The 20,250-nt window shown below is 66.5% G+C and carries 22 protein-coding genes and 1 pseudogene; 2 read left to right on the top strand and 21 right to left on the bottom strand.

The window, feature by feature from the left end; genetic code table 11:
* The first annotated feature begins 8 nt into the window (after nucleotides 1-8).
* On the top strand, nucleotides 9-1,037 hold the full coding sequence (locus tag C6570_RS17885) for a pentapeptide repeat-containing protein (protein WP_123812182.1): 1,029 nt from the start codon (nucleotides 9-11) through the stop codon (nucleotides 1,035-1,037).
* 108 nt (nucleotides 1,038-1,145) lie between these two features.
* Here C6570_RS17885 and C6570_RS01385 read toward each other — a convergent pair.
* The 10 genes and pseudogenes from C6570_RS01385 to C6570_RS01340 form a co-directional block, all read right to left on the bottom strand.
* Nucleotides 1,146-1,909 (bottom strand): annotated as a pseudogene (locus C6570_RS01385) (DNA adenine methylase).
* 165 nt (nucleotides 1,910-2,074) lie between these two features.
* The gene (locus C6570_RS01380; RefSeq protein ID WP_245896264.1) at nucleotides 2,075-2,305 is read right to left on the bottom strand and encodes a hypothetical protein; all 231 of its coding nucleotides are present in this window, start codon (nucleotides 2,303-2,305) and stop codon (nucleotides 2,075-2,077) included.
* Nucleotides 2,298-4,193, bottom strand: coding sequence for a hypothetical protein (locus tag C6570_RS01375; protein ID WP_106701376.1), 1,896 nt, complete (start codon nucleotides 4,191-4,193; stop codon nucleotides 2,298-2,300). The genes C6570_RS01380 and C6570_RS01375 overlap by 8 nt, the downstream gene beginning before the upstream one ends.
* A 4-nt stretch (nucleotides 4,194-4,197) precedes the next feature.
* Nucleotides 4,198-4,626, bottom strand: coding sequence for a hypothetical protein (locus C6570_RS01370; RefSeq protein WP_106701374.1), 429 nt, complete (start codon nucleotides 4,624-4,626; stop codon nucleotides 4,198-4,200).
* Nucleotides 4,626-5,027 (bottom strand): hypothetical protein, encoded by a 402-nt coding sequence (locus C6570_RS01365; RefSeq protein WP_123812181.1) that lies wholly within the window; start codon nucleotides 5,025-5,027, stop codon nucleotides 4,626-4,628. The genes C6570_RS01370 and C6570_RS01365 overlap by 1 nt, the downstream gene beginning before the upstream one ends.
* Nucleotides 5,018-6,193: a hypothetical protein gene (locus tag C6570_RS01360; RefSeq protein ID WP_106701370.1), complete on the bottom strand. Its 1,176-nt coding sequence runs from the start codon at nucleotides 6,191-6,193 to the stop codon at nucleotides 5,018-5,020. The genes C6570_RS01365 and C6570_RS01360 overlap by 10 nt, the downstream gene beginning before the upstream one ends.
* A gap of 29 nt (nucleotides 6,194-6,222) precedes the next feature.
* Entirely contained in the window at nucleotides 6,223-8,133 is a 1,911-nt protein-coding gene (locus C6570_RS01355) for a hypothetical protein (protein WP_106701368.1), read from the bottom strand.
* 2 nt (nucleotides 8,134-8,135) lie between these two features.
* The gene (locus C6570_RS01350; protein ID WP_106701366.1) at nucleotides 8,136-9,833 is read right to left on the bottom strand and encodes a hypothetical protein; all 1,698 of its coding nucleotides are present in this window, start codon (nucleotides 9,831-9,833) and stop codon (nucleotides 8,136-8,138) included.
* Between the two features lie 3 nt (nucleotides 9,834-9,836).
* A complete protein-coding gene (locus C6570_RS01345; protein ID WP_106701364.1) occupies nucleotides 9,837-10,244 on the bottom strand; it encodes a hypothetical protein in 408 nt (135 codons plus the stop codon).
* Nucleotides 10,244-13,507, bottom strand: a complete 3,264-nt coding sequence (locus C6570_RS01340; protein WP_106701362.1) for a tape measure protein — start codon at nucleotides 13,505-13,507, stop codon at nucleotides 10,244-10,246. The genes C6570_RS01345 and C6570_RS01340 overlap by 1 nt, the downstream gene beginning before the upstream one ends.
* Nucleotides 13,508-13,518: 11 nt before the next feature.
* Between C6570_RS01340 and C6570_RS18080 the strand changes: the two genes are divergently transcribed.
* The gene (locus C6570_RS18080; protein WP_164675468.1) at nucleotides 13,519-13,686 is read left to right on the top strand and encodes a hypothetical protein; all 168 of its coding nucleotides are present in this window, start codon (nucleotides 13,519-13,521) and stop codon (nucleotides 13,684-13,686) included.
* Nucleotides 13,687-13,695: 9 nt separating this feature from the next.
* On the opposite strand, the gene C6570_RS01335 is transcribed toward C6570_RS18080, so the two are convergent.
* The 11 genes from C6570_RS01335 to C6570_RS01285 all read right to left on the bottom strand — a co-directional run bounded on the left by C6570_RS01335 (nucleotide 13,696) and on the right by C6570_RS01285 (nucleotide 20,218).
* The gene (locus C6570_RS01335; RefSeq protein WP_106701360.1) at nucleotides 13,696-14,466 is read right to left on the bottom strand and encodes a phage tail tube protein; all 771 of its coding nucleotides are present in this window, start codon (nucleotides 14,464-14,466) and stop codon (nucleotides 13,696-13,698) included.
* Between the two features lie 13 nt (nucleotides 14,467-14,479).
* Nucleotides 14,480-14,965: a phage tail terminator protein gene (locus C6570_RS01330; protein ID WP_106701358.1), complete on the bottom strand. Its 486-nt coding sequence runs from the start codon at nucleotides 14,963-14,965 to the stop codon at nucleotides 14,480-14,482.
* A complete protein-coding gene (locus C6570_RS01325; RefSeq protein WP_106701356.1) occupies nucleotides 14,962-15,441 on the bottom strand; it encodes a gp436 family protein in 480 nt (159 codons plus the stop codon). Before C6570_RS01325 ends, C6570_RS01330 begins: the two co-directional genes overlap by 4 nt.
* 16 nt (nucleotides 15,442-15,457) lie before the next feature.
* Complete coding sequence (locus C6570_RS01320) at nucleotides 15,458-15,823, bottom strand: capsid cement protein (protein ID WP_106701354.1); 366 nt, start codon at nucleotides 15,821-15,823, stop codon at nucleotides 15,458-15,460.
* Nucleotides 15,824-15,941: 118 nt separating this feature from the next.
* Nucleotides 15,942-16,232 (bottom strand): hypothetical protein, encoded by a 291-nt coding sequence (locus C6570_RS01315; RefSeq protein ID WP_106701352.1) that lies wholly within the window; start codon nucleotides 16,230-16,232, stop codon nucleotides 15,942-15,944.
* Between the two features lie 111 nt (nucleotides 16,233-16,343).
* Complete coding sequence (locus C6570_RS01310) at nucleotides 16,344-17,303, bottom strand: hypothetical protein (RefSeq protein ID WP_106701351.1); 960 nt, start codon at nucleotides 17,301-17,303, stop codon at nucleotides 16,344-16,346.
* Nucleotides 17,304-17,367: 64 nt separating this feature from the next.
* A complete protein-coding gene (locus C6570_RS01305; protein ID WP_245896263.1) occupies nucleotides 17,368-18,489 on the bottom strand; it encodes a hypothetical protein in 1,122 nt (373 codons plus the stop codon).
* Between the two features lie 60 nt (nucleotides 18,490-18,549).
* Entirely contained in the window at nucleotides 18,550-19,008 is a 459-nt protein-coding gene (locus C6570_RS01300; protein ID WP_106701349.1) for a Mor transcription activator family protein, read from the bottom strand.
* 1 nt (nucleotide 19,009) lies between these two features.
* Nucleotides 19,010-19,438 (bottom strand): regulatory protein GemA, encoded by a 429-nt coding sequence (locus C6570_RS01295; RefSeq protein WP_106701347.1) that lies wholly within the window; start codon nucleotides 19,436-19,438, stop codon nucleotides 19,010-19,012.
* A 3-nt stretch (nucleotides 19,439-19,441) separates the two neighbouring features.
* The gene (locus C6570_RS01290) at nucleotides 19,442-19,801 is read right to left on the bottom strand and encodes a hypothetical protein (protein ID WP_106701345.1); all 360 of its coding nucleotides are present in this window, start codon (nucleotides 19,799-19,801) and stop codon (nucleotides 19,442-19,444) included.
* Nucleotides 19,802-19,945: 144 nt separating this feature from the next.
* Nucleotides 19,946-20,218, bottom strand: a complete 273-nt coding sequence (locus tag C6570_RS01285; RefSeq protein ID WP_106701343.1) for an HU family DNA-binding protein — start codon at nucleotides 20,216-20,218, stop codon at nucleotides 19,946-19,948.
* Nucleotides 20,219-20,250 lie beyond the last annotated feature (32 nt).

Here is a 20,250-nt window from a genome sequence, read left to right as displayed (position 1 = left end):
TGAAGAACGTGGCTGAATCCTGCACCTACGCTGGCAACGGTCGAGAAGCCCATATTGCTGATCCAGAGAATATCCAGCGGGAAGAATGCATCGCCCTTTTGATGTGTGGTGCAGATGCTTGGAACACATGGCGTAAAAGTTACCCCGTACGGGGCGGAATGCTAACTGGATATCAAAATTGCGCCGATTTCTCTCACCATTGCTTTGAGGAAAATATTGGGCTGGACCGGGTTGATTTCGGAAATGGCGCAATTTTTCATTGTTCTATATTCAAGAGGTGGGTTGCTTTCCGTGCATGCGAATTTGGTCATAAATCTGATTTCTCGTATTCAAAATTCCTGCATTCGGCTTACTTTAACGATTCGGCCTTTGGTGAGGCGGTAAGTTTCAGTTGCTCGGAGTTCCATGCCGAGGTTGTTTTTGGTTGCTGCTGGTTCGACCGATCTTTGGATTTCACCAATGTCAGTGCTACTCATCTAGTGAGTTTCAACGGCGCATGCATCGGATCAGTGGCGCGGTTCGATCGTTCGAGTTTCGGTTTGGTGACGTTTATCGGGGCGATGTTTGACCTCTCGGTGCATTTTGAATATTGCACTTTTAAGATGGCTCACTTTGACGGCGTGCGATGGGCCCAATTGTCGGAGTCGCTTTATCAAGACATGGCGACTTGGCGACAGCGATGCGTATCCATTGGTATGGAGCCGGATCGATTGGGTCGCATATCTTTTCGAGGGGCAAAATTCGGTGGCGCCAAATTCACGCAACGCGTTTTCGAAGGTGAGGTATCGTTCGATGATGTGATCTTCCAGAAGGCACCTGATTTTCGAGATGCGAAGATTTCGCAGCAAACCTCCTTTGCGGGGGCGGGTTTTCCTGTCGCTCCAGCCGCGCCAGATGAAGCGGAAAATGCGGCGCAGTCCTATCGAACACTTAAACTGGCTTTTGCCCAGCAACAAGCAGTGCGCGAGGAGCAATTGTTCTTTCGCCTCGAGATGCGTGAGGAGGCGGTTACTGCCGAAGGGTTGCGTAAATGGTGAAGCGCGCCGCGATATTTGAGCCGGTTCGAGCGCGATATTTGGGGTTTGGAAGCGTTGCAGTTTAAGCAAAGGAATTGCCGATTCCGAAACACACCAGACCCTAGCGCGCTAGAAGTTGCGGATGATCAGCTCGCCTGAGCGCTTAGCAGACCTACCGGCGCCGCCCACCTGGTAGGTCAGCTCCACGCGCTGCATTTCCAGGCCGGCGAAGGCTTTTCGCATCTCCGGAATGTCGTTGACCGAGATGATCATCTTGCCGGCCATCGACCCGGCCAGGGCGGCCAGGCGGTCGTATTCGGCCAGCTCGAAGGGCACGCCGTAGCCGGTGGTCGACCAGTAGGGCGGATCGCAATAGACCAGCGTGCTGGGCCGGTCGTAGCGCTGGATGCACTCGGCCCAGTCCAGGTGCTCGACGTACGTCCTGGCCAGGCGCAGGTGGGCGGCCGACAGGTCTTCTTCCAGGCGCAGCAGGTTCAGGCGTGGGGGCGCGGTGGCGGCCACGCCGAAGGTCTGGCCGTCGACCTTGCCGCCGAATGCCGAGCGCTGCAGGTAGTAGAAGCGCGCGGCGCGGTGAATGTCGGTCAGCGGCTCGGTGGGCGTGGCCTGCAGCCATTTGAAGATCTGGCGGCTGGACAGCGCCACTTGAACTGGCGCACGAACTCTTCCAGGTGGTGTTGAATCACCCTGTACAGGTTGACCAGCTCGCCGTTGATGTCATTGATCACCTCCACCTTGGCCGGCTCCTTCATGAAGTACAGCGCGGCTGCGCCGCAGAAGGGCTCGACGTAGCAGGTGTGGGCGGGAAACAGCGGCAGGATGCGCGCGGCCAGGCGGCGCTTTCCGCCGATCCACGGGATGATGGGTGTTGCCATGGATGCAAGCCTCTTTCACAGTCAGCAATTGCTGGTAGGCTCGACGCGCTCTCGCGAGAGTGGCGGGTCTTCGCCGGACTTGCAGGCCGTTTCTGCAGGAATGGGGCTGTCGTTGGTGCTCCAACACCTTCGGCAGTCGCCCGTCTTTTTTCGTTGTGGGCTCTCCTACAGCGAGGCGCTGTCCACCGGCAGCTCAGGCGCCGGGCCTTGGATCACGCCGTCCTGCACGTACACCTGGGCGCCCACCGTGGCCTCGCCGCGTGCGCGCATTTGGCCGCCGCCGTGCATCGTCAGCGTGGCCATGCCGCCGCTGTACGCCGTCACGGTGCCCACCAGCACAGCGCCGCCAGCGAACAGCTCCTGCAGCTCTTTGAATGGGTTGCGCAGGCTACTCATAGGTCAGCACGCCGATGGTTTGTTGAACAGCGGCCTCGCCAGCCTCGCTGACCTGCGTGCGCCGCACCAGGCCCACGCGGCGCTCGCCGGCATCGTCGGTGTAGCCCACGTACAGGCCCGGCTTGATGATTCCGGTCTCGGGCAAGATCGGCAGCGTCAGCGACTGGGGCAGCTGCGCCCCTGTGTCCGACAACTCGGCGATCGCGCGCTGCGCGGCTGCATCGGCGTGCACCAGCAGCGGATGCACCACGGGCGCCGCGACCAGGTCGCCCGCCGTGCCGGGCCTGTAGCGGTGGTACAGGTAGTTGCCCGGCTCGCCGCGCATGTACACAGCGTTGTAGTCGGCCCGTGGGTCGTATTCCACCTCTTCCACCGTGGCCACGCCGTTGGGCAGCTCGATGTCGGGCGTCACGCTGCCCCAGTCCCACATGGCGTGCGGGAAGTCCGGCAGCACGCGCAAGGTGCGGGCAGTGTCATGCGGCTGCACGTAGCCGCGCACGGCGCTGGCGATGTCATTGACGGCCGTCATCCAAGTGCCACGGTGCAGCCAGGTGCCGGCAGGAATCGGCCAATCGGCTATCTGCCAATCCAGCGCCCAGCCCATCGACACGCCATTGGCTGCCAGCACGTCCTCGGCCAGCTGGCGCGCAGTGCGCATACTCGCCTGCGTGAAGCTCTGCAGCGGCGCGTAAGGCGCAGCCAGCAGCACGTTGGGGCTTCCCCCGCTGATCGTCACCACCGACGCCGGGAAAACGGTGCTGCGGCGCCAGTGGCGCGCCAACATGCGGTAGGGCTGGCCATTGACCATGAACTCCAGCTCAACCGGCAGGCGATCCGGGCCCGGCCGCACGCGGGGCAAGGCGCTGGCCAGCAGGCTGACCGAGAACGACCAGGTGTACGAATCCCGGTCCAGCGCCATGCTGAAGCCATCCAGCGTGGGCAGCAGCTCGCCCGTGTCCACGCGCCGCAGTTCGATGGTATTCAGCATGCGGTAGACCTCGCGCGCGCGAACGATGATGGTGCCGCCCGGGTCAGGGCCGGGCCCGGCTCGGTGGCACACGAAAACCAGCTTGCCGCTGCCGGTGAACGCCGTGTCAAACACCAGCAGGCCGAGGCGGGCCGGGTCATAGCACGGCGGGCGGATGGGTGGCCCTGGGGGCGGCGCCCACTTGCCGGGCGGTGGCTTGCGCGCCTCTTGCCAGTGGCTGCGCAGGCGCACGTGGATGGGCGCGCCGGTGGTGAAGCTGGTTTGAAACCGGCCCCGGATCGGCGTGGCGTCTTGCCAGTGGCTGCGCAGCACGTTGCGCAGCCGGGTTGCTTCTTCCCAGCGTGGGCGCATGACGTGGCGCGCGGGTGCAGCCTGCTGCCAGCGGGCGATGACGGCGGCGCGGCGCGGCGTGGTTTCTTGCCAGCCGGATTGCAAAGCGCGCCGGGCGACGGTGCCCTGCTCCCATCGTGATAGCAGCGCGCCACGGTAGGGCGTGGTGGCCTGCCAGTGCGCGCGCAACATGGTGTGCAGCGGACGGGCGAGCTGCCAGCGGGCGATGTGGCCCACGCTGATGCTGTCGCTGTCCTGCCAGTGGCTGCGCAGCGCGGTGGCCACGGGCGCGGACTCTTGCCAGTGGCTGCGCAGGCCGGCGCGTGTGACGCGGCTGACGTTGGCGTCCCACTGCAGCGCGATGCTGCAGGCGCCCTCGCCGGCCACGCCGGCATCGATGTGCAGCGCAGGGCCGGTGCGCAGGACAAGCGCTGCCGCGCCTTCGCCGGCAATGCCGCAATCGACCGACAGCTCGGCAGGCGGCACAACGACAGCGCCCCCGGTGTCGCCAAAGACCAGCTTGCCGCTGCCGTCAGCGGGCCGCAGAAAAACAAGCTTGCCGTCTGCCACATGGTCACCCGATCAGGCCGGTGGTGAGGGCCACCACGCCGCCTTCGTAGAGCTGCGTTCCGCTGGTGCCGCGCAGCACCCAGGGGCCGATGTTGCCCGTGTCTGCGGCGGCGCCTGCTGGGCCGGCAAAACCCGCTTCATCGGTCACCGGGCCTTCGTACAGCGGCGCGCCATCGGCGGCGTGCAGTACGCCCCAGGTGGGCGCGCCGGTGGCCGACACGAGATCGGCGGCGGAACCGGGCGCGAGCTGCAGGCGCCCGTCGGCAGGGCGCACCGTGCCGCAGGGCTTGCCCAGCGTGCGCGTGGCCAGCAGGGCGCCGCCCTGCGCGGTGTACAGGCGGATGGCGGCGTTGCCCGCCCCATCGTCAGCGCGGGCGATGGTGGCCGCGTTGCGGGCGGCGCGGTTGGCTTGGGAAAGGGAGAGGTCGCGCATCAATCTGCCTTCACGGCGATGACGGGGCCGGCCGCATCGCATTCATGCGTGCCTGTCAGATCGATCGCAACGGGGTAGTACGCAAGGCCCACTTCAAGGCCCACGGGCCAGTAGTAGCCGCTGGCGTCCGACAAGCCCTGCCACGCGCACCAGCCGTCAACAGACAGCCGATGGACACGCACCAGGGCACCGGCAAACGGCGCCTCCGGTGAGCTGGCGTCGGCCTTGTAAAGCACCCGGTTGTTGTTGACGATGGTGCCGCTGAAATCCGGCGTGCGTAGCCAGTTGAAACGCGCGGCGTTCGCGTTACGCAGAGGAACGAGTGCGCCCTGCAGCGGCTGGTCGCGCCGCCCCGCCCAGCCGCTCGCGCCCACGGTGACAGCCGTGTAGCTCATCGCCACGGCCCCGTGGTGTCAACGAAGTAGTACCCGGTCGCTACATCGCTGAAATTGCCGTTTCCGCACGGAACAGCCATGAGCGTTCTGCCGGCCAGGTCGCCCTCTCCCGCGATGAGATCGCCGGGTGAGAACCGCGAGGCCAGGCCGCTGTGTGGGGCGAAGAAGATGCCGGGCACGTCGGCGCGAGGCGTCAAGTTGTCGGTGTCAGTGAAAAACATCCGGCTCAGCCGAAGCCGCCCGTCGATAGGCGAGGGGAAGGGGCCCAGGGCGCCGTCCTGGTTGCCAGAGGCGCGAATCGGCGTGCGCGCGCCCACATACGACAGCACCCGCCCGCGCGCCGACGTGCCGACACCCGCCGCGTCACGCATGCTGGTCACGGCCGCGTAGGCTTGCGTTGGATCCATGGCATTAAAGGCGCCGCTGTATTGCACGCTAAGGTTGCCTCCCAGGGCTGCCGACAGCACGCAGCAATAGGGGTCGCCCAGCAGGTCGCCGAAGCCGCGGGCCTCGGCGGTCATCACGTTACTTGTGTTCGTGCCTGGCGTGATGGCGATGGAAATGAAGCGCGCGTCCGCGAACAGGAAGTATCGGCGCGCGGTCGCTAGAGAACTGCCGTCCGGCGAAATCGGCCACGCCGGCGTGGCAAGCTGTGCGGCAGTGGGGAATGGCGCCGTTCCGGTGTCTACATCGGTCATCCCCGCGTATCCCATAACCAGCGCCTGGTTGCCCGTGGTGTGATCCACGCGCAAGTGCCCGCCGCTGGCGCCGGCTGCCACGCTGCGGTAGACAGCCTTGTTCGTGCCGGTGTAGCGCTTTTCCCAGCCGCCGACCGGCGCCACCTTGATCGTGATCGTGCCGCTGGCCGTGCCGTTTGGCGCAGCCGTGGCCCAGGTGATGCTGGTGCTGCTGGCTGTGAGCACGCGGGCCTCACCGTTGAGCGCCTCAGGCGTGGCGCCTGCAACAAGGACGATGCAGCCGGGCGTAAAGCCCTGGCCCGCGCTGTGCGTGGCGGTGGCGATACCGCCCGCGACGGTCACGCTGGCCGCTGTGGTGGCGCCGAAGCCGGTGATCAGAAAAGCGTCGAGTAGCGCGATCATCGACCCTGCCGTGGCAGGAAGCTCTGGCGCGCCGCGCATGGTGCTGGTGATGTATTTGACGGGGTAGTCCATGGGTCAGGTCTCGGGTGAGTCGGGCGGCGTCAGGGGGCAGAAGGCGGCGTATCTACATCGCCGCGCTGAATGAACTGCACGCTGTCGCTCACGCCAGCAGGGGTGCTGGGCTGCGTGCAGCGGGCGATGGCGATGGGGAATTCGGCGCCGGTGGTGTCGATGAACAGGGTGTTGCCGGCCACCCAGCCGGCGCCCCAGCCTGCGGCAGCCAGCGTGAAATACGGCGCGCCGCGCGCGGTGTTGATGGGGCTGAAATCCTCGTTGACGGTGCCGCTGGCGATCTGCCCCAGGTGCTGGCCGATCAGGTCGAACACGGTGCCGCCCGCGCGAAAGCGCAGCGCCCAGCGCTCGGTGATCGCGCCGGTGTTGCTGACTTGCACGGGGTGATTGATCGTGTCGTACTGGCCCACGGCCTGGTCGCCGGCGAGGCCATCGGCCCAGGTGGTGCCGTTCCACGTGAACTGGTCGTACACGCGGGTGACGCGGGCAAAGCGGTCGCCCTGGCGCAGCGCGGTGCTGAATACGGCGCCCGCATCGAATGCGTAGCCCACGGGCTGGGTGAGGCGCACGCGGCCATCGATGCGCACCTCGGCAATCTGGCGGTACACCTCGGTGCGGCCCATTACGCTGACGGTGGCAGGGTAGCCCGTGACGTTGGTGAAAGTGACCGTGCCCGCGTCAAGATCGGCGGTGTAGCCGGTGCTGATTTGCGCGCCGTCGGGGCCCAGCACCTGAATGAGTGACAGGCGGGTGTGGCCCACGTTGTACGTCATGCCGTTGGATGGCGCGAACGGCGCGCCGGAGTAACTGACGCCCACGACGCAGGTGTCGCCGGGACGGGCGAAGGCGACGCGGCCATCGGCGGGTAGCGCGGCGGGGTCGATGCCCATCAGGGACACATCGACGGGCAGGTAGATGTAGCTGACGCAGGAGTAGCGCAGGGTGGTGGGATCGACGGGCCAGGGGCGCCAGATTTTTCCGGGATGTACCGCGCCCACGTCGGCGGCGCTGTACCACCACTCGGCTTTCTGCGCGGCGGTCAAATCGACGTCGTTCACGAAGTCGCCGAACTGTAGTTCGACCCCGCCGCGCGAGAAGTCGATCTTGCCCCACATGTGCAGCCCGGTGATGTTGCCCTGCACATCGACGTTGGCGGTGAGGGTGTCGCCCTTGCCATCGACCACGGTGAGCACGAAGCCGCCCGCACCGGGGCGCAGGGGCGCCGCTTCGGTGTTGAAGAACAGGCTGGCGGTGCTCCACTGCCCCTGCTGCGTCCAGAGGCTGAGCAGCTGGAAGTCTTGCGGGCCGGTGCCGCCGACCAGATAGTCGGACATGAGGGCGGTGCCGCCCTCATAGTCGATGCGCCCGCTGGCGATGCCTGGGTTGGTGTCGGTGCGGCCCCGGTAGAGAACGCCCTCAAAATCGTCGTACACGGTGCCCATCCAGCGAAAGCGCACGCTGCCGGGGATGATGCGCTGCGCGGTGTAGGGGCACAGGTCGATCACGACGGCGGGGGGCGTGAAGGTCTGGCTGACCGAGGTGGGCGCCGCAGCGCCGACGCGGTAGCGGGCCACGACGGAGGCGCCGCCCAGCATTTCTTCGCCCACGGCGGTGGTACCGTATTCGCCGCCCTTGAATGCGGTGCCGCTGCTGCTGCCTGAGCCATCGGTGACGGCGCGGTCGAACGACCGCGCATCTTCGTGGTCGCTCTTGTAGCTGCTGGTGCTGCGGTTGTGCGAGACGACCTTGAGTGAAACAGCCTTGCCCGCGTAGGACACGGTGCCCATGCTGTTCAGGAAGCCGCCCGCACCGTCGTCGGTGATGGTGCGCAGCGCGATGATGCGGTTGTCGTTGGTGGCGCCGGTCTCTTCGCTGAGCGTGGAGCTGCTGCCCACGGTGGTGGTGATGGCGAAGGGGCGTGCTACATATCGGATGGCCATGTTCAGGAACTCCGGGGCCAGTTGACGTAGGTGCCACCCGTGCCGGTGCTGGCGGCGGGCTCGTAGTATTCGGGCACCGTGCGAATGGTGTAGGTCACATCGGCGGTCTTGCTGGCCGTAGTGGTGGTGAGGTTGCCGCCACTGCTGTTGCTGACTTCGCGCGCGGTGGCCCACTGGATCTGCAGCGTGCCGGCGGCGGGCACGCTGGCCAGGCTGAGGGCGATGAAGCCGGCCGCATCGGGCGTGGGGGCGGCCATGATCTCGGTGACGAGGGTCTCGGTCTGGCAATCGATCTGCAGCTGAGCGCCCGCGTCGGGCATGTGCGTGGGGCGCAGCAGCACGGTGCGGCTGAAGTAGTCGATGACGCCGGTGGCCGCGCCGGCGAGCTTGCCCGCACCGTCGTCGGTGACGGTGCGCACCACGCCGGCGCTGGTGTAGCCGATCGTCAGCGAGCCGGGCACGACGCGGGCGGCGTCGCTCTCATCTTCAATCACCCAGCAGTATTCGGGCGCGCGCACGGCGGCGCCCTGCGTGCTGCGGTTGGTGTAGGCGGTGGGCTCGCCGTGGCTGATGGTGATCAGGCTGCCGATGTCGGGAATGGCTTTGAGCGTGAGGGTGCCCGCGCCCGTGGTGTAGCTGACGGCGCCGCCGCCGCTGCCCACCAGCTTGCCTTCGCCATCGTCGGTCAGCGTGTAGCGGTTGCCCAGCGACCAGTAGTCGATCACCAGCGTGCCGGGCGCGGGCAGCGGTGTGAGCTGGAACACCTGCGTGAGCGTGGCGTTGACTTCATCGATGCGGATGCGCTGGGTGTGCGGCGTGATGCCCACTTCCACGCGGCGCGGCGATTCGGCCAGCACGAGGCTGTGGCGCGATGCCGGCCGCTGATCGACGCTGGCCGCTTCGGTGCGGCTGTTGGGCACGATTCGGGTATAGATGCTGTCCAGCTGCAGCCACGTGTCGTTGATGGCGCAGGGATCGGCAAGGCGGGTGGCGCTGTAGAACAGGCCGGCATCGTTGTAGACTGTTTCACGAATCTTGGTCTTGTTCGATTCGCGCGCGAACAGGCGCGAGGGTTCACTGCCGGGGAAGTCGTACAGCAGTGCGTCGAACAGTTCGCACGTGACCAGCTGGGCCTTGAAATCGGTCAGCGTGCCGTTGACGATTTGCGTGAAGGTGCGCACCTCGCTGCTGGCGGTTTTGATGCGCACGCGCTGGCGCCGCTCGCCGGGCATGCCTTCGTTGTAGATCAGCACAAAGGTCTTGCCCAGCGCGGGCAGGGCCGCGCCCTCGCGCTGGAAGATTTGCGCGCTGCGCATGGTGGCGAAATGGTTGCCCAGCAGGTAGCCGTTGAATTCGGCCGCATCGGCCATGCCGCCTTCTATGCGCTTGGCGATTTCGGCGCGCGTGGCGAAGGGGTTCTTGAGCGACAGCATGGCGATGCTGACGTTCTCATCCGCAGGCGGGTCGGCGATGATGACGTTGGCGCCCAGCAGCGGGGCTTGATCGCCGTTGAGCAGCACGCTATGGAACTGCACGATCTCGGTACGGCCGGTGGTGCGCGTTTCTTCGGAGATGTCGTTGAGCAGCTCATTGCTGCGGCCGCTGACCAGCAGCGCGGCAGCGGGCGGGCCGCCGCCCTCGGGCACATCGGCCATATTGGCCGATTTGGCGAAGCGGATGTCGTGTTGAAGTAGGGGCATGGGTCAGACTTCGATGAAGCTGTAAATCGGCCGCACGATTTCGCTGGGCGTGTACTCGCCATCAACCAGCTTCCACAGGTCGTAGGCGTCCACCGAGGGGCCGTTGGGTGAATGAAAGGCGACGCTGTGCACGGTGCCGCGCAGCAGCAGGGCAAAGGTCTCACCGGGCAGCTCGGCCCAGGCTTGCATCTGCTGGTAGTCCTCGCGGGTGGTCCAGGCTTGCGAATCACGGCCGTCCAGCGTGATGGCGCGGCCGGCCAGGCGCAGGCGCTCGTGCATGTGCAGCGCGCCGTTGGTGCCGGTGATCGTCTGCGTGGCGCGGCGCCACTGCTTGTATTCGTCCGTCCACTGCAGGCGGTCTGACAGGGCCAGCGCGTCGCCGGTGGCCAGGCGAGTCAGCGTGATCGACATTACGCGGCCCTCCGCTGCGCGTCCACGGCCTGGCGCAGGAAGTCGTCCACGTTCGATTGACTCTTGGCGTCTTTAAAGTCGGCGCGCCGCTGCGTGCCGTCCACCGTGAGGTATGTGACGTACTGATTGCCGCCGCCGGAGCCATTGCCGGTGCCCGTGCTGATGCCGCTGCCGCCCGACGATGTGCCGCTGGCGCTGGACTTGGGCGCATCGGCCTGCGCTGGCCGGGTGACAGCGGTGCCATTTCCGCTCTTGCCGCTGGCGATCACCAGTGCCTCGAGGCGCGCGTACTCGCGGCGCAGGTTCGCGTAGTACTCGCCGTTGCCCGGCAGATTCGCAACGCCATATTGATCCGCCTCGTCCAGCTTGATCTTGATGTTGGCCGCGTCGATCGCCTCCTTCATACCGATGGCGCCGTCGCCAAACAGCTTGGCCACGCGCTGATTCATCTGGGCCTCAGACTCCACCGCGCTGATGACTTTGCCTTCGCCATCCTTGGCCCAGCCCTGCGCAAAGCGGCTAGCCATGAAGGCATCATCTTGCTCTTGCTTCTTCCGATCGCGGTCAGCCTCGGCCTTCTTCTGGCCGGCGCTCTCACCGGGGCGCCCATACTTGTCTTGCAGGTACTGCTGGAACTTGGCGGCTTTCTCGGCCTCCTTTTGAACGTCGCGGATGCTGCCGCCCACACCGCGCCAACTCTGAGCCATCTGCGCCGTTGCGCCCTTCGTGGTGGAGGCGGCTTCCACAGTGGCCCTGCCGACGTCGTCGATCGAGAGCTTGACGCCTTCCTGCGCGGCGCGGGCTTGGATAGCGGTGCTGGCGATGCCGCCATTGGCGGCGATCATGCGCTCGACCATCACTTCAGCCGCTCTGCGCTTGCGCTCTTGCCAAGCCACGTAACTCTCGCCCTCCTGTGCACCGGCGCGCACCATCATGGCGTAGGCGTCCTCTGCCCGGCGCGCGGTTTTCGACAGTTCGTCCCGGCTTTTCATGCCCAGTTCGGCAAACGCCTCGCGCAGGCTGTTCACACCCGGGCGGGACCGATCAAGCTCGTCGCTCAGCTCACGGGCCTTTTGCTTGGCCTGGTCGAGCAGGCCGTCTGTCACCTTGTCGCCCAGCACGCGACGCATGGATTCGATCTGGGCCCGCACTGCTTCAATTGCCTGCTGGCTGTCGGCGGCGTTGATGCCCTTGGCAATGCTGGCCTCCAAAGCGCGGCCAGTGTCCACGCCTTGGGCCTTCAATCGGTCCAGGCCATCAATGATCTGATCCGTGTCGTTGATGGCCCCGCGCGCGCTTGCGCTGATCTTGCCCCGCAGGTTGTCGTAATCCAGGCCTGTGCGCTTCACGGCTTCGCGCAGGGTGGAGTCGGTCAGCTGCGCCAGGCGCTCGGCTTCGCGCTGGCTGCCCATGAACGCGGCGCGCGCCATCGTCTCGAACTGAAGAAGGTCTTTGCCGTCCAGCGCCGATGCCCATGCGGCCTGGAATTCGCCGACGCCGATCTTCCCGTCGGCAAGCAGCTTGTCCAGCGTCGATGCGAAGTCTTTAATGCCGTCGGTCTTGGTGAGGTCAAAGCCCTTCGTGATCTCGCTCACTGCCTCGGCGGCGGTCTTGCCATCCTTGGTGAGCTTGTCGAACTCGGCGGAGGCGGCCCGTGCGGCCTTGCTCAGCTCGAACTGCTTTTCAATGGCATCTTGCGTCTTCAGCGCCAGATCCCGGCGCATCTCTGCGGACTCCGCAGCAATGCGTGCGTTCAGCTTCTCCTGCTCTGCAAGCTCAGCGCTGCGGTCCTTGTAGCCCATCAGCTTGGCCGCAGCCTCGCCGATCCAGGTGCCGTAACTCTTGAAGTTCAGCGCGATGTCCAGCGCAAGCAAAGGCCCGAAGCCGCGCACCAGGCCGCCCACTGCCCCGGTCAGCAGGCCCAGCTTGCTTGTGGTCGCCGCAGCGGCAGCGCCCGCGGCCTCTTTCTTGGCGGTCGCGCTACCCAGCGCCGCGCCCATTTCGCCCCATGCCTTGGCGTTGGACGGCACCGCAGCGCGCTCAGCCTCCAGCGCGACACGCTGGGCTCGCATGGCAGCTGTGGCGGCCTGGGATGCCGCCGCATGTGCCGTCTGCGCGGCTGCGCTCTCGCGCGTCGCAGCCGCGTGGGCGCCAGCCGCTGCCGCGCCATCGCGTGCTGCGGTGGCCCCGCCACGTGTAGCCGCTGTGTTGGCGCCTTTGGCGGTCGTGTTCCCGACAGTGGCCGCCGTATCGGCTTCCACGGCCAGTTTGATCTCCAGCCAGTTGCGCGCCATGTTCAGCGCTTTCCACGCGCCGAAGGTCATGCCCGCGTGCGTCATGGCGCTGGCGACAGTGCCGATGTTGTCGGCCAACAAGCCAATCGACTTGGCAGCGGCAGCCGTTGCACCGTTGGCCTGGTCGGTGTCGGCCAGGTAGCGCTGGAAGCTGGTGCGTAGGTTTTCCATTGCGCGCCCGACCGTGACGGGCACCTGCGCGAACTCGCCCTTCACCACGTCGGTCTGCTTGCGCAGGGCGCTGATCACCGTCTCTGATGTCAACTGGCCGGCTTCGGCCATCTTGCGCAGCTCGCCGGTGTTCACACCCAGGCCATCGGCCATGGCCTGCGCCAGGCGCGGCGCCTGTTCCATCACGCTGTTGAACTCGTCGCCGCGCAGTACGCCGCCCTGCAGGCCCTGGATCAGCTGCGTGATGGCCGCCTTCGACGCCTCGGCGCTTGCGCCACCAATCTGGATCGCTTGGTTGATCGTCTCGGTCAGCCGCAGCGACTGCGCTGACGCGTCCTGTGTGGATAGACCGGCGTCCTTTCCTACCTTGGCAATGCGAGCAAACAGATTGCCCGTTTCCTCCAAGGCGCTGTTGGTGCGCAGGGCAACGCCCTGCACGTCGTCCATGGCGCCCGCCAGCTGCTGGCCGCGCCCCACCACCAGGCCGATGCGGGCTTCCAGGTCGCGGTACTCGCCGACCAGACGGGCAACTTCCTGCGCCCCCGCTATCCCCTGCTGTACACCCAGGAAGCCGAGCAACTGGCCGCGCGCACGATCAAGCTGCTCGCTGATCGATTCGATGCCCGACTTGATGGAGCGGCTGGTGCTGTTGACAAGGCCGCCCGCCTGAACGCTGGACTGGGCCATCTGGCCCTGCTTGCGGCCCAGCTGGTCGATGGCCGCGGCAATCTCGCTCAGGCGTGGCTTGGCCTCAGCGTTGTCCACCGCGATTTTGACGCCAACGACCTTATCGTTCATGATCCGCACCCATGAAACGCGCAAGCTCCCGCCCGCCGTCCCTGCCGGTATTCGCCTTCTGGTTGATGGTGTTTGCCGTCAGCGCTGGCCTGTACAAGGGCCTGCCGCTGCTGCTGCTGGCGGGCCTGGTGGCGCCGCCGGTGTTGCTGCTGGTCTGGGCGCTGCGCAGCGTGCGCTAGCGCCCGCGTTTACAGCCAGGTCGTTCGCATGAACTTGCTGACGCCCGCGCCTGTGATGGTCGGGTCTTGCAGCAAAGAGCCTTCCACTTCGAGGTTCATAAAGCCCTTGGGCTGAATCAACGCCAGCTGCTTGGTGACGCCCTGGCTGACGCGCCACAGATCCACCACCGCCGCGCCGCCCTGCATCACTTCGTTGATGCCGGCGTAGCGCATCTGCAGCTCGGGCGCCTTGGTGACCAGGTGCTCCACCACGACCTGGTCAACGTGGCTGCCACTGACCCAGATCTTCGCGCCGTTGGTCAGGCCGGAAGCGGTGGGCAGGAACCAAATACCTTCGGGGCGCACCTCGAAGTTGCCGGGGGCGGTCACTGCGGTGGCGGTGGCCACATCCGCACCGGTCTTCAGGGTCACGCCCGTCATGCCGATGTAGGGCAGCGGCAGCAGCGCGCCCAGGTAGGCGGTGTACTCACGGTCAGTGATCGTCGCCGCATCCTTTTCATCAATGACGCCGTACACCGCGCGCGCCAGGTTGACGATGCTGATGTCGGCCAACTTGGCCTTCACGGTGGCGCCGGTGACACGACGGCGCTCGGCGTGGATCGCGCCGCCCGCCACCGTCATGTCGTCCTGGGTCTCCACATCTTCCTTGTACTCGGTGACGAGCTCCAGCACGTTGCCGATCGGCGCCAGGCCGGCGGCTGAGTTCCAGGGCTTGGCGTACACCTGGCCGACCATGGCCACGGGACGGTAGATCTGCTTGACGATGTTCTCTGCGGGCATGAGTCACTCCTGCTCAATAGGGTTGGGGTTGCTTGTGAAACACTGTTCTCACGTCAAACGTGAATGGCAAAAATTGGGTTCCCGAGTCGAACCACGGCGCGCGCTGCTGGTCGCTCAGGGCGACAGGCAACGTCGCTCCTTCGACGCGCGCATGCAGCAGTGCAGACAGCACCAGGCCGGCCAGCGGGCCTAGCGCCTCCCGGGCTTGCTCGCCGGTTCGCGTGCTGCCCACGTGGCGCACAACGCAGACCACGTGCCACCTGTGCAGCAGCAGCACCCGCGTGCCCTGGTTCTCAATTACCTGCGGCGCGCCGCCGTAGATCACGTGCACGGCGGGCGCCAGTTGTTTGGCCACCTTTACGTCGGCCAGGTCGGCCGCGGCCAAAACATGCACGGCGGGTTTCAGGCCCGCTGTCGCGGCCTTGACGAGCTCGACCAGGCGCGGCTCGATCGCCAAGAAGTTGTTGCTCTGCGCAACCGTCATGCCTGCCGTGCTCATCGGTAGCCCCCGTCCACATCGCGCCCGATCTGGCGCGGTGCAAAGTCGTGGAAGGTGTCGCCCGACGCAGGGCCGCTGGCGGCCGTGGCGCCAGGCTCGCCGCCCCAGGGGCAGACCAGCTTGGCCTTGCCCTCGGCGATGGCCTGCAGCTCGGCCGTGGCCGTCTTGAAGCGGCGGTACACCTCTGCCTCGGGCGCCAGGTCGTCGTACAGGTAGTAGCGCGCGATGTCGCACACGATGCGCGTCAGCTGGGGCGGCGGCACGTACTCAACGGCGCCCACCCCCGCCGGCTTGGCGCAGCCTGCCAGCGGCAGCGCGAACACTGCGCCCAGGCAGCCGTCTGCCAAGGCATGCGCGTCGTCCAGCTTCAGCTCGACGCGCGCAACCTGCACAGCGGCGTTGTCCGGGTCGGTCAGCTGGATCATCTCCGGCTCGCCGAATCGGGCAACCATGTCCTGGGGCGTGGCGTAGCGCATGGCGGCTTGCAGGCGATCAGGCGTGGGCGTGCTTGACGATCTGCACTTCGACCAGCTGGCCGGCGCTTGCGGCATCCATCGCCACGGCGCAGTTGTCGGTCAAGGTGCCGACAGCGGCCTTGCCCGAGCCATCTGCCGCCGGCTTCACGTAGGCGCCCTTGGTGATGGCTGCACTGGCCTCAACCAGGTAGCTGTAATCGGTGACGACTGCAACAGCCTCGCCGATCGCGGCGGCGTCTTCGGACACGCCGATGCTGTCCTGGTTGCCATTGGCGGGCGCGGCGGGCGCGTGGGTGCCGGCGCGGCACACGAAGCGGTTGGCGGCCACGGCGGCCGTGGCTACCACGGTCTCGGCGTGTCGCTTGTCGAACTGACGGGTCATTGTCGGTGCTCCTGTGAAGTTGAGGTGCGTGAATGCGGTGCTTTCACCCAAAAGGCCCACCGGCTGTGAAGCGGGTGGGCTAAGGAGGCGTGCAACGCCCCAGAGGAGGGAATCAAGATCAGCGCTTCGGCTTGGGCTTGGGCGCTGGGGGCGGCGATGCGGCGGGTTCTGGCGCCGGGTCGGCGGTCGGCACGTCAGCGGTGTCGGGCTGGTCGGTTGCCGGCGCAGCGGCAGCGTCAGCGGCATGCGCCTGTTCTGCTTCGCGGGCAGCCTTGGCGGCCATCAGCGCGTCTTCGTCTTCACGTTTGAGCTCGGGCAGCGGCTCGCCGGCGTTGATCACGGTGCGCTCGCCGTTGACGATGACCGCCGTGGCCACCAAGGCGATTAGGTTGCGTTTTGTGGTGCTCATGCAGGTCTTTCAGATGGGTTCACGAAGGCCCGGCGGCGCGGCAATTCAATGCCAGGCTTGGGTGCGCCGCGGGGGGTTCTGCTCAGCTCTCTCGGCTTGGGTTTATTCCGCTCAGACCGGGTTCTGGAACAGGAAGCCGGCGGCGCCGCGCACCAGCGTGGGCTTGCGCTCATAGGTGGCGCCGTAGATCCAGCTCTTGGTGCCGCGGTCGTAGTACGGCGTCTCCACGAACGGGTGGCCTTCCAGCGTGCCGGTGAAGCCAAAGGCGGGCTCGCCCAGGCTCAGGTTCTGGCCGCTGGCGCCGATGTTGGGCACGTAGGCCAGGATGGCGTTGTTGCCCCACACGTCGGCCACCACGTCGGCGTCCGACGTCCACACGGCATCGGCCACCACGATGTTGGGCACATTGAGGATCGACTTCAGCTGGTCGATGGTGGCCGGGCCCAGCATCGTCGTCGGCAGGTAGCTCTTGACCTCGGCATTCATGGCCAGCGCGTTCAGCACGGCAGACGGAATCACCAGGGTGTTGGGCCGTCGGCCCGTCTTCTGGCGAATCACCTCGCTCTTGGCGCGCACATCGGTCACAGGCGTGCCGGTGGCCGCGCTCCACTTCGTACCGCCGGACAGCGCCAGCACGTTGCCGGCGTAGGCCGCACTGTCGGTGGCCAGGGCGGCGGCCTCCATCTCGAAGCTCAGCGTCAGGATCTGCAGCGCGGTGTTCACCGCGATCTGGCTGATGGGGATGTTCAGGCCCACATTCAGGCGCGCAGCCTCGTCCTGTTCCTGGATCAGCTCGCGCGGAATGGGCACGTCGATCGCGTGCTGGTCGATGGTGTAGGCCTTGCCTTCCCACTTGATCGTCACCTGCTTGGTGGCGGCGCCAGGCGCGCGGCGGGTGTTGTAGGCGCGGGTCGCTTCGTCGCCCAGCTGGCCCAGCTGGAAGCCGCGCAGCGCGGTAGGCAGCATGGGGAACAGCGAATGCGCCGCCATGCTGGCAGCCTGCGCGGTGCCTGCGGCCAGCATCAGGCCGCCCAGGATCGGGTTGGCCAGGCGGATGTTCTTCGGGGTCATGTCGATTCCTTGAATGGATGGATGACGGGGGTTCTCGTGCGGTGCGTGTCGGGTGCCGGCGCGCTCAGCTGGTGAAGCTGGTCACCTTGCCCAGCGCCTCGGCGTAGCTCACCTCGGGGTGTTCACCCTGGTAGCGGCGCGCGGCCTGGTCGATCTCTTCGTCGGTCTTGCCACGGGCGTCAAAGCCCTGGCCAAGCTGGGCAGTGGCCATCTCGCCGAACGACACCACGGCGGTGCGGCTGGACATATGGCCCTGCAGCCAGGCGCACATCTGCAGCGGTGTGATCTGCGTGGTGCTGGCGCCCTCGCTGAAGCTGACCGGCTCGCTGACGGCGGCCAGGGTTTCCAGCGTGGCAACGGCGGTGGCCTTGTCCTTGGGCAGCAAGCGGCCGGCCTTGACTTCGCCCTCGGCAAACGCGACGAAGCCGGCGCGGCGGTCGGCTGCGGCTTTCTCAGCGAAGCTGGCTGCGGCCTTGTCAGAGGCTGCGCGCGCTTCATTGGCGATCTTTAGATCGTTCTGAAGTTTGGCGTTGGCATCGTCTTTGGCCTTGCTGTCAGCGCGCAGGCGCTCGAGCTCGGCCTTGTCTGCATCACTCATGGTTTGCTCCTGTGGTTGAGTGGTGGCGGGAGCCGGCGCAGGCGCGTCGGCGGTTTCTGAAAAGCTCACGGCTTCGGTGGCGTGGTCCATGAAATCGATGTCCTTCAGGCCAGCCACGGCGGGCGGCTGCGCGCCCAGGAAGGCCACGTGGCGCAGGTACCACTTGCCGGGCGTCGGGTTGTGCGGTGCGCCGGGCGGGTAGAAGCTGGCGCTGCGCTTCTTGAAGCGCTTGGCCTTCACCATCTCGGCGAAGGCGGGGTCAACCTCATGCGGATCGACAGCCAGGTTGCCGGCGTCGTTGATGAACACGCGCTTGACCCAGCCGTACGCGGGCAGGTTGTCCTTGGGGTGGCCCACCGTCAGCGGGGCTTCGCGCAGCGCCGCGTTGTAGGTGGCCACCATCTCTTCGAGCTGGGCGCGCGTGAAGGTGTGGGAATTGCCCGCGTCGTCGCGGTGCGTGCCAGCGCGGAAGATTTCGATGCCGCCCGGCAGTTGGGCTGCCGTTTCCGCTGAAGTGGCGCCCGCGCCGCTTTGCGCGGCGGAGGCGGCGGCGCTGGGGGCGGCGATGATTGCGGGCGTTGAACTCATGGCCGGCATCGTCGCGCGACGAGCCTGGCCGGCCTAAATGACCAGAGTCAGTGATTCAGCCTATTCGAGGGCCAGGGTACCCTGCCGCCGCGCACGCTCGGCGCGCAGCCAGCGGGCCTCAATGCGGCGTACGTGGCGCTCGCTGATGCTCAGCAGCTGCGCCACGCGTGCGTAGTCTTGCCGGCTGCTGGCGATCAGCTCAATCACGCGGGCGGCCATGCCGCTGAGCTTCATGTCGCGGCCCTGGTTGATATAGGGCTGCGTGCCGCCCAGGTCGCTGGCCACGCCCAGCATCAGCTCGACAGCCAATTGTGCGGCCTGCGCGGCGTCGGGCGCGCGGGCCGCTTCACCGCGCGACACCAGCGTGACGTACAGCGAGCGGGCGATATCGCGCCAGGATTCAGGCCAGCCGGCGGTGCGCGCTTCAATAGGGGCGATCTGCTCGGCCGTCAGCTCTGCCAGGTCAGGCCGTGCGGCCGCCAGCAGGTCCAGGTCATCGGCAAGCAGATCGCCGCTCATGTCAGCGCACCTCGTGGCCGCGGCGCTGCCACAGCTTCAGCGCTTCGATGACGCTGTCCTGCTGGGCCGGGGTACAGAACCGCAGGGCGCTCATGCCGGTTTGGCGGTAGACGAAGCTGTCCAGCGCCTGGCCGGTGGCATGCTGCACCATGCCACGCCGGCCCATGTCTTTCCAAATGGCCCAGACCTTGCGCTCGCGCGGCGTCGCCTGCTTGTAGCTTTCCTGAAAGCGCGCCCGGCGTCCGGCGTCAGCGACGCCCATGCGCTCGGCCAGGCGCTGCATGTGATCGCGCACCTGTTGCTGCTGCGCGGCCGAACAGTCCTTGCTGCTGGTGTGCCCGGTCAGCTGGTGCAGCAACACACGGTAGTCGTCGTCGGACAAGCGCAGCTTGCCCTTGAGGGCATGAATTGCAGCGACGTGATTGGCCATCGGCTACGCTCCAAACAACGGCGCAGGCGACAGCGACACGCGCTCTGCAGGCAGGTCAAGCGTCTGCGCCAGCAGGCCGCCGTCCGCCGCCCGCGACACCGCGAGCAGCTGGCCGGTGCGCGCGGCCAGCCCGCTGGCCGTGTAGGCTTGGCCGGCGTGGCGCACCTGACCGCCCGCGTAGACTTTGCGCAGAAACCAGCCCGAAGCCACCACGCCCCTGCTGGCCTTGTACGCCTCCCATGCCTGCAGAACCTTGCGCGGCTCGTCTGGCCAGTAGCCCTGGCGCAGCCGACCGACAGAACCCCTGGACAGGCGCAGCGCATCGGCGGCTTCTCGCACCGGCAGCCCGCGAACGAACTCCATCAAATCGGCCGGCGCGGATTCCGAGCCGCTGGCGCCGTTTTCTGGCCGAGGTGCGGCATCGGTACCTGCTCGGCACCGATCAGCGCCGCAACCCCGTCCCAAATCGTCCAGGCAGCCGTGTGCATGCATGGTCAACATCCCGATTCAGTTCACCGCGTCTTTCAGGCCCTTGCCGGCCTTGAACTTGGGCACCTTGGCGGCTTTGATCTTCACGGCGGCGCCGGTGCGCGGATTGCGCCCGGTGCGCGCGGCGCGCTTGCCCACAGCGAAGGTTCCGAAGCCCACCAGCGTGACGGCGCCGCCTTTGCGCAGCGTGCTCGTGATGGCGCCCATGGTCGCCTCCAGCGCGCGGGTGGCCGCAGCTTTGGAAAGGTCGGCGTTCTTGGCAATGTGTTCGATCAGTTCAGTCTTGTTCACGGTTAGCTCTTTCGATGGTTGGTGTTGAAGCC

It is taken from the genome of Ottowia oryzae, from assembly GCF_003008535.1.
Lineage (GTDB): Bacteria > Pseudomonadota > Gammaproteobacteria > Burkholderiales > Burkholderiaceae_C > Ottowia > Ottowia oryzae.
This window is presented reverse-complemented; position numbering and strand designations above follow the sequence as displayed.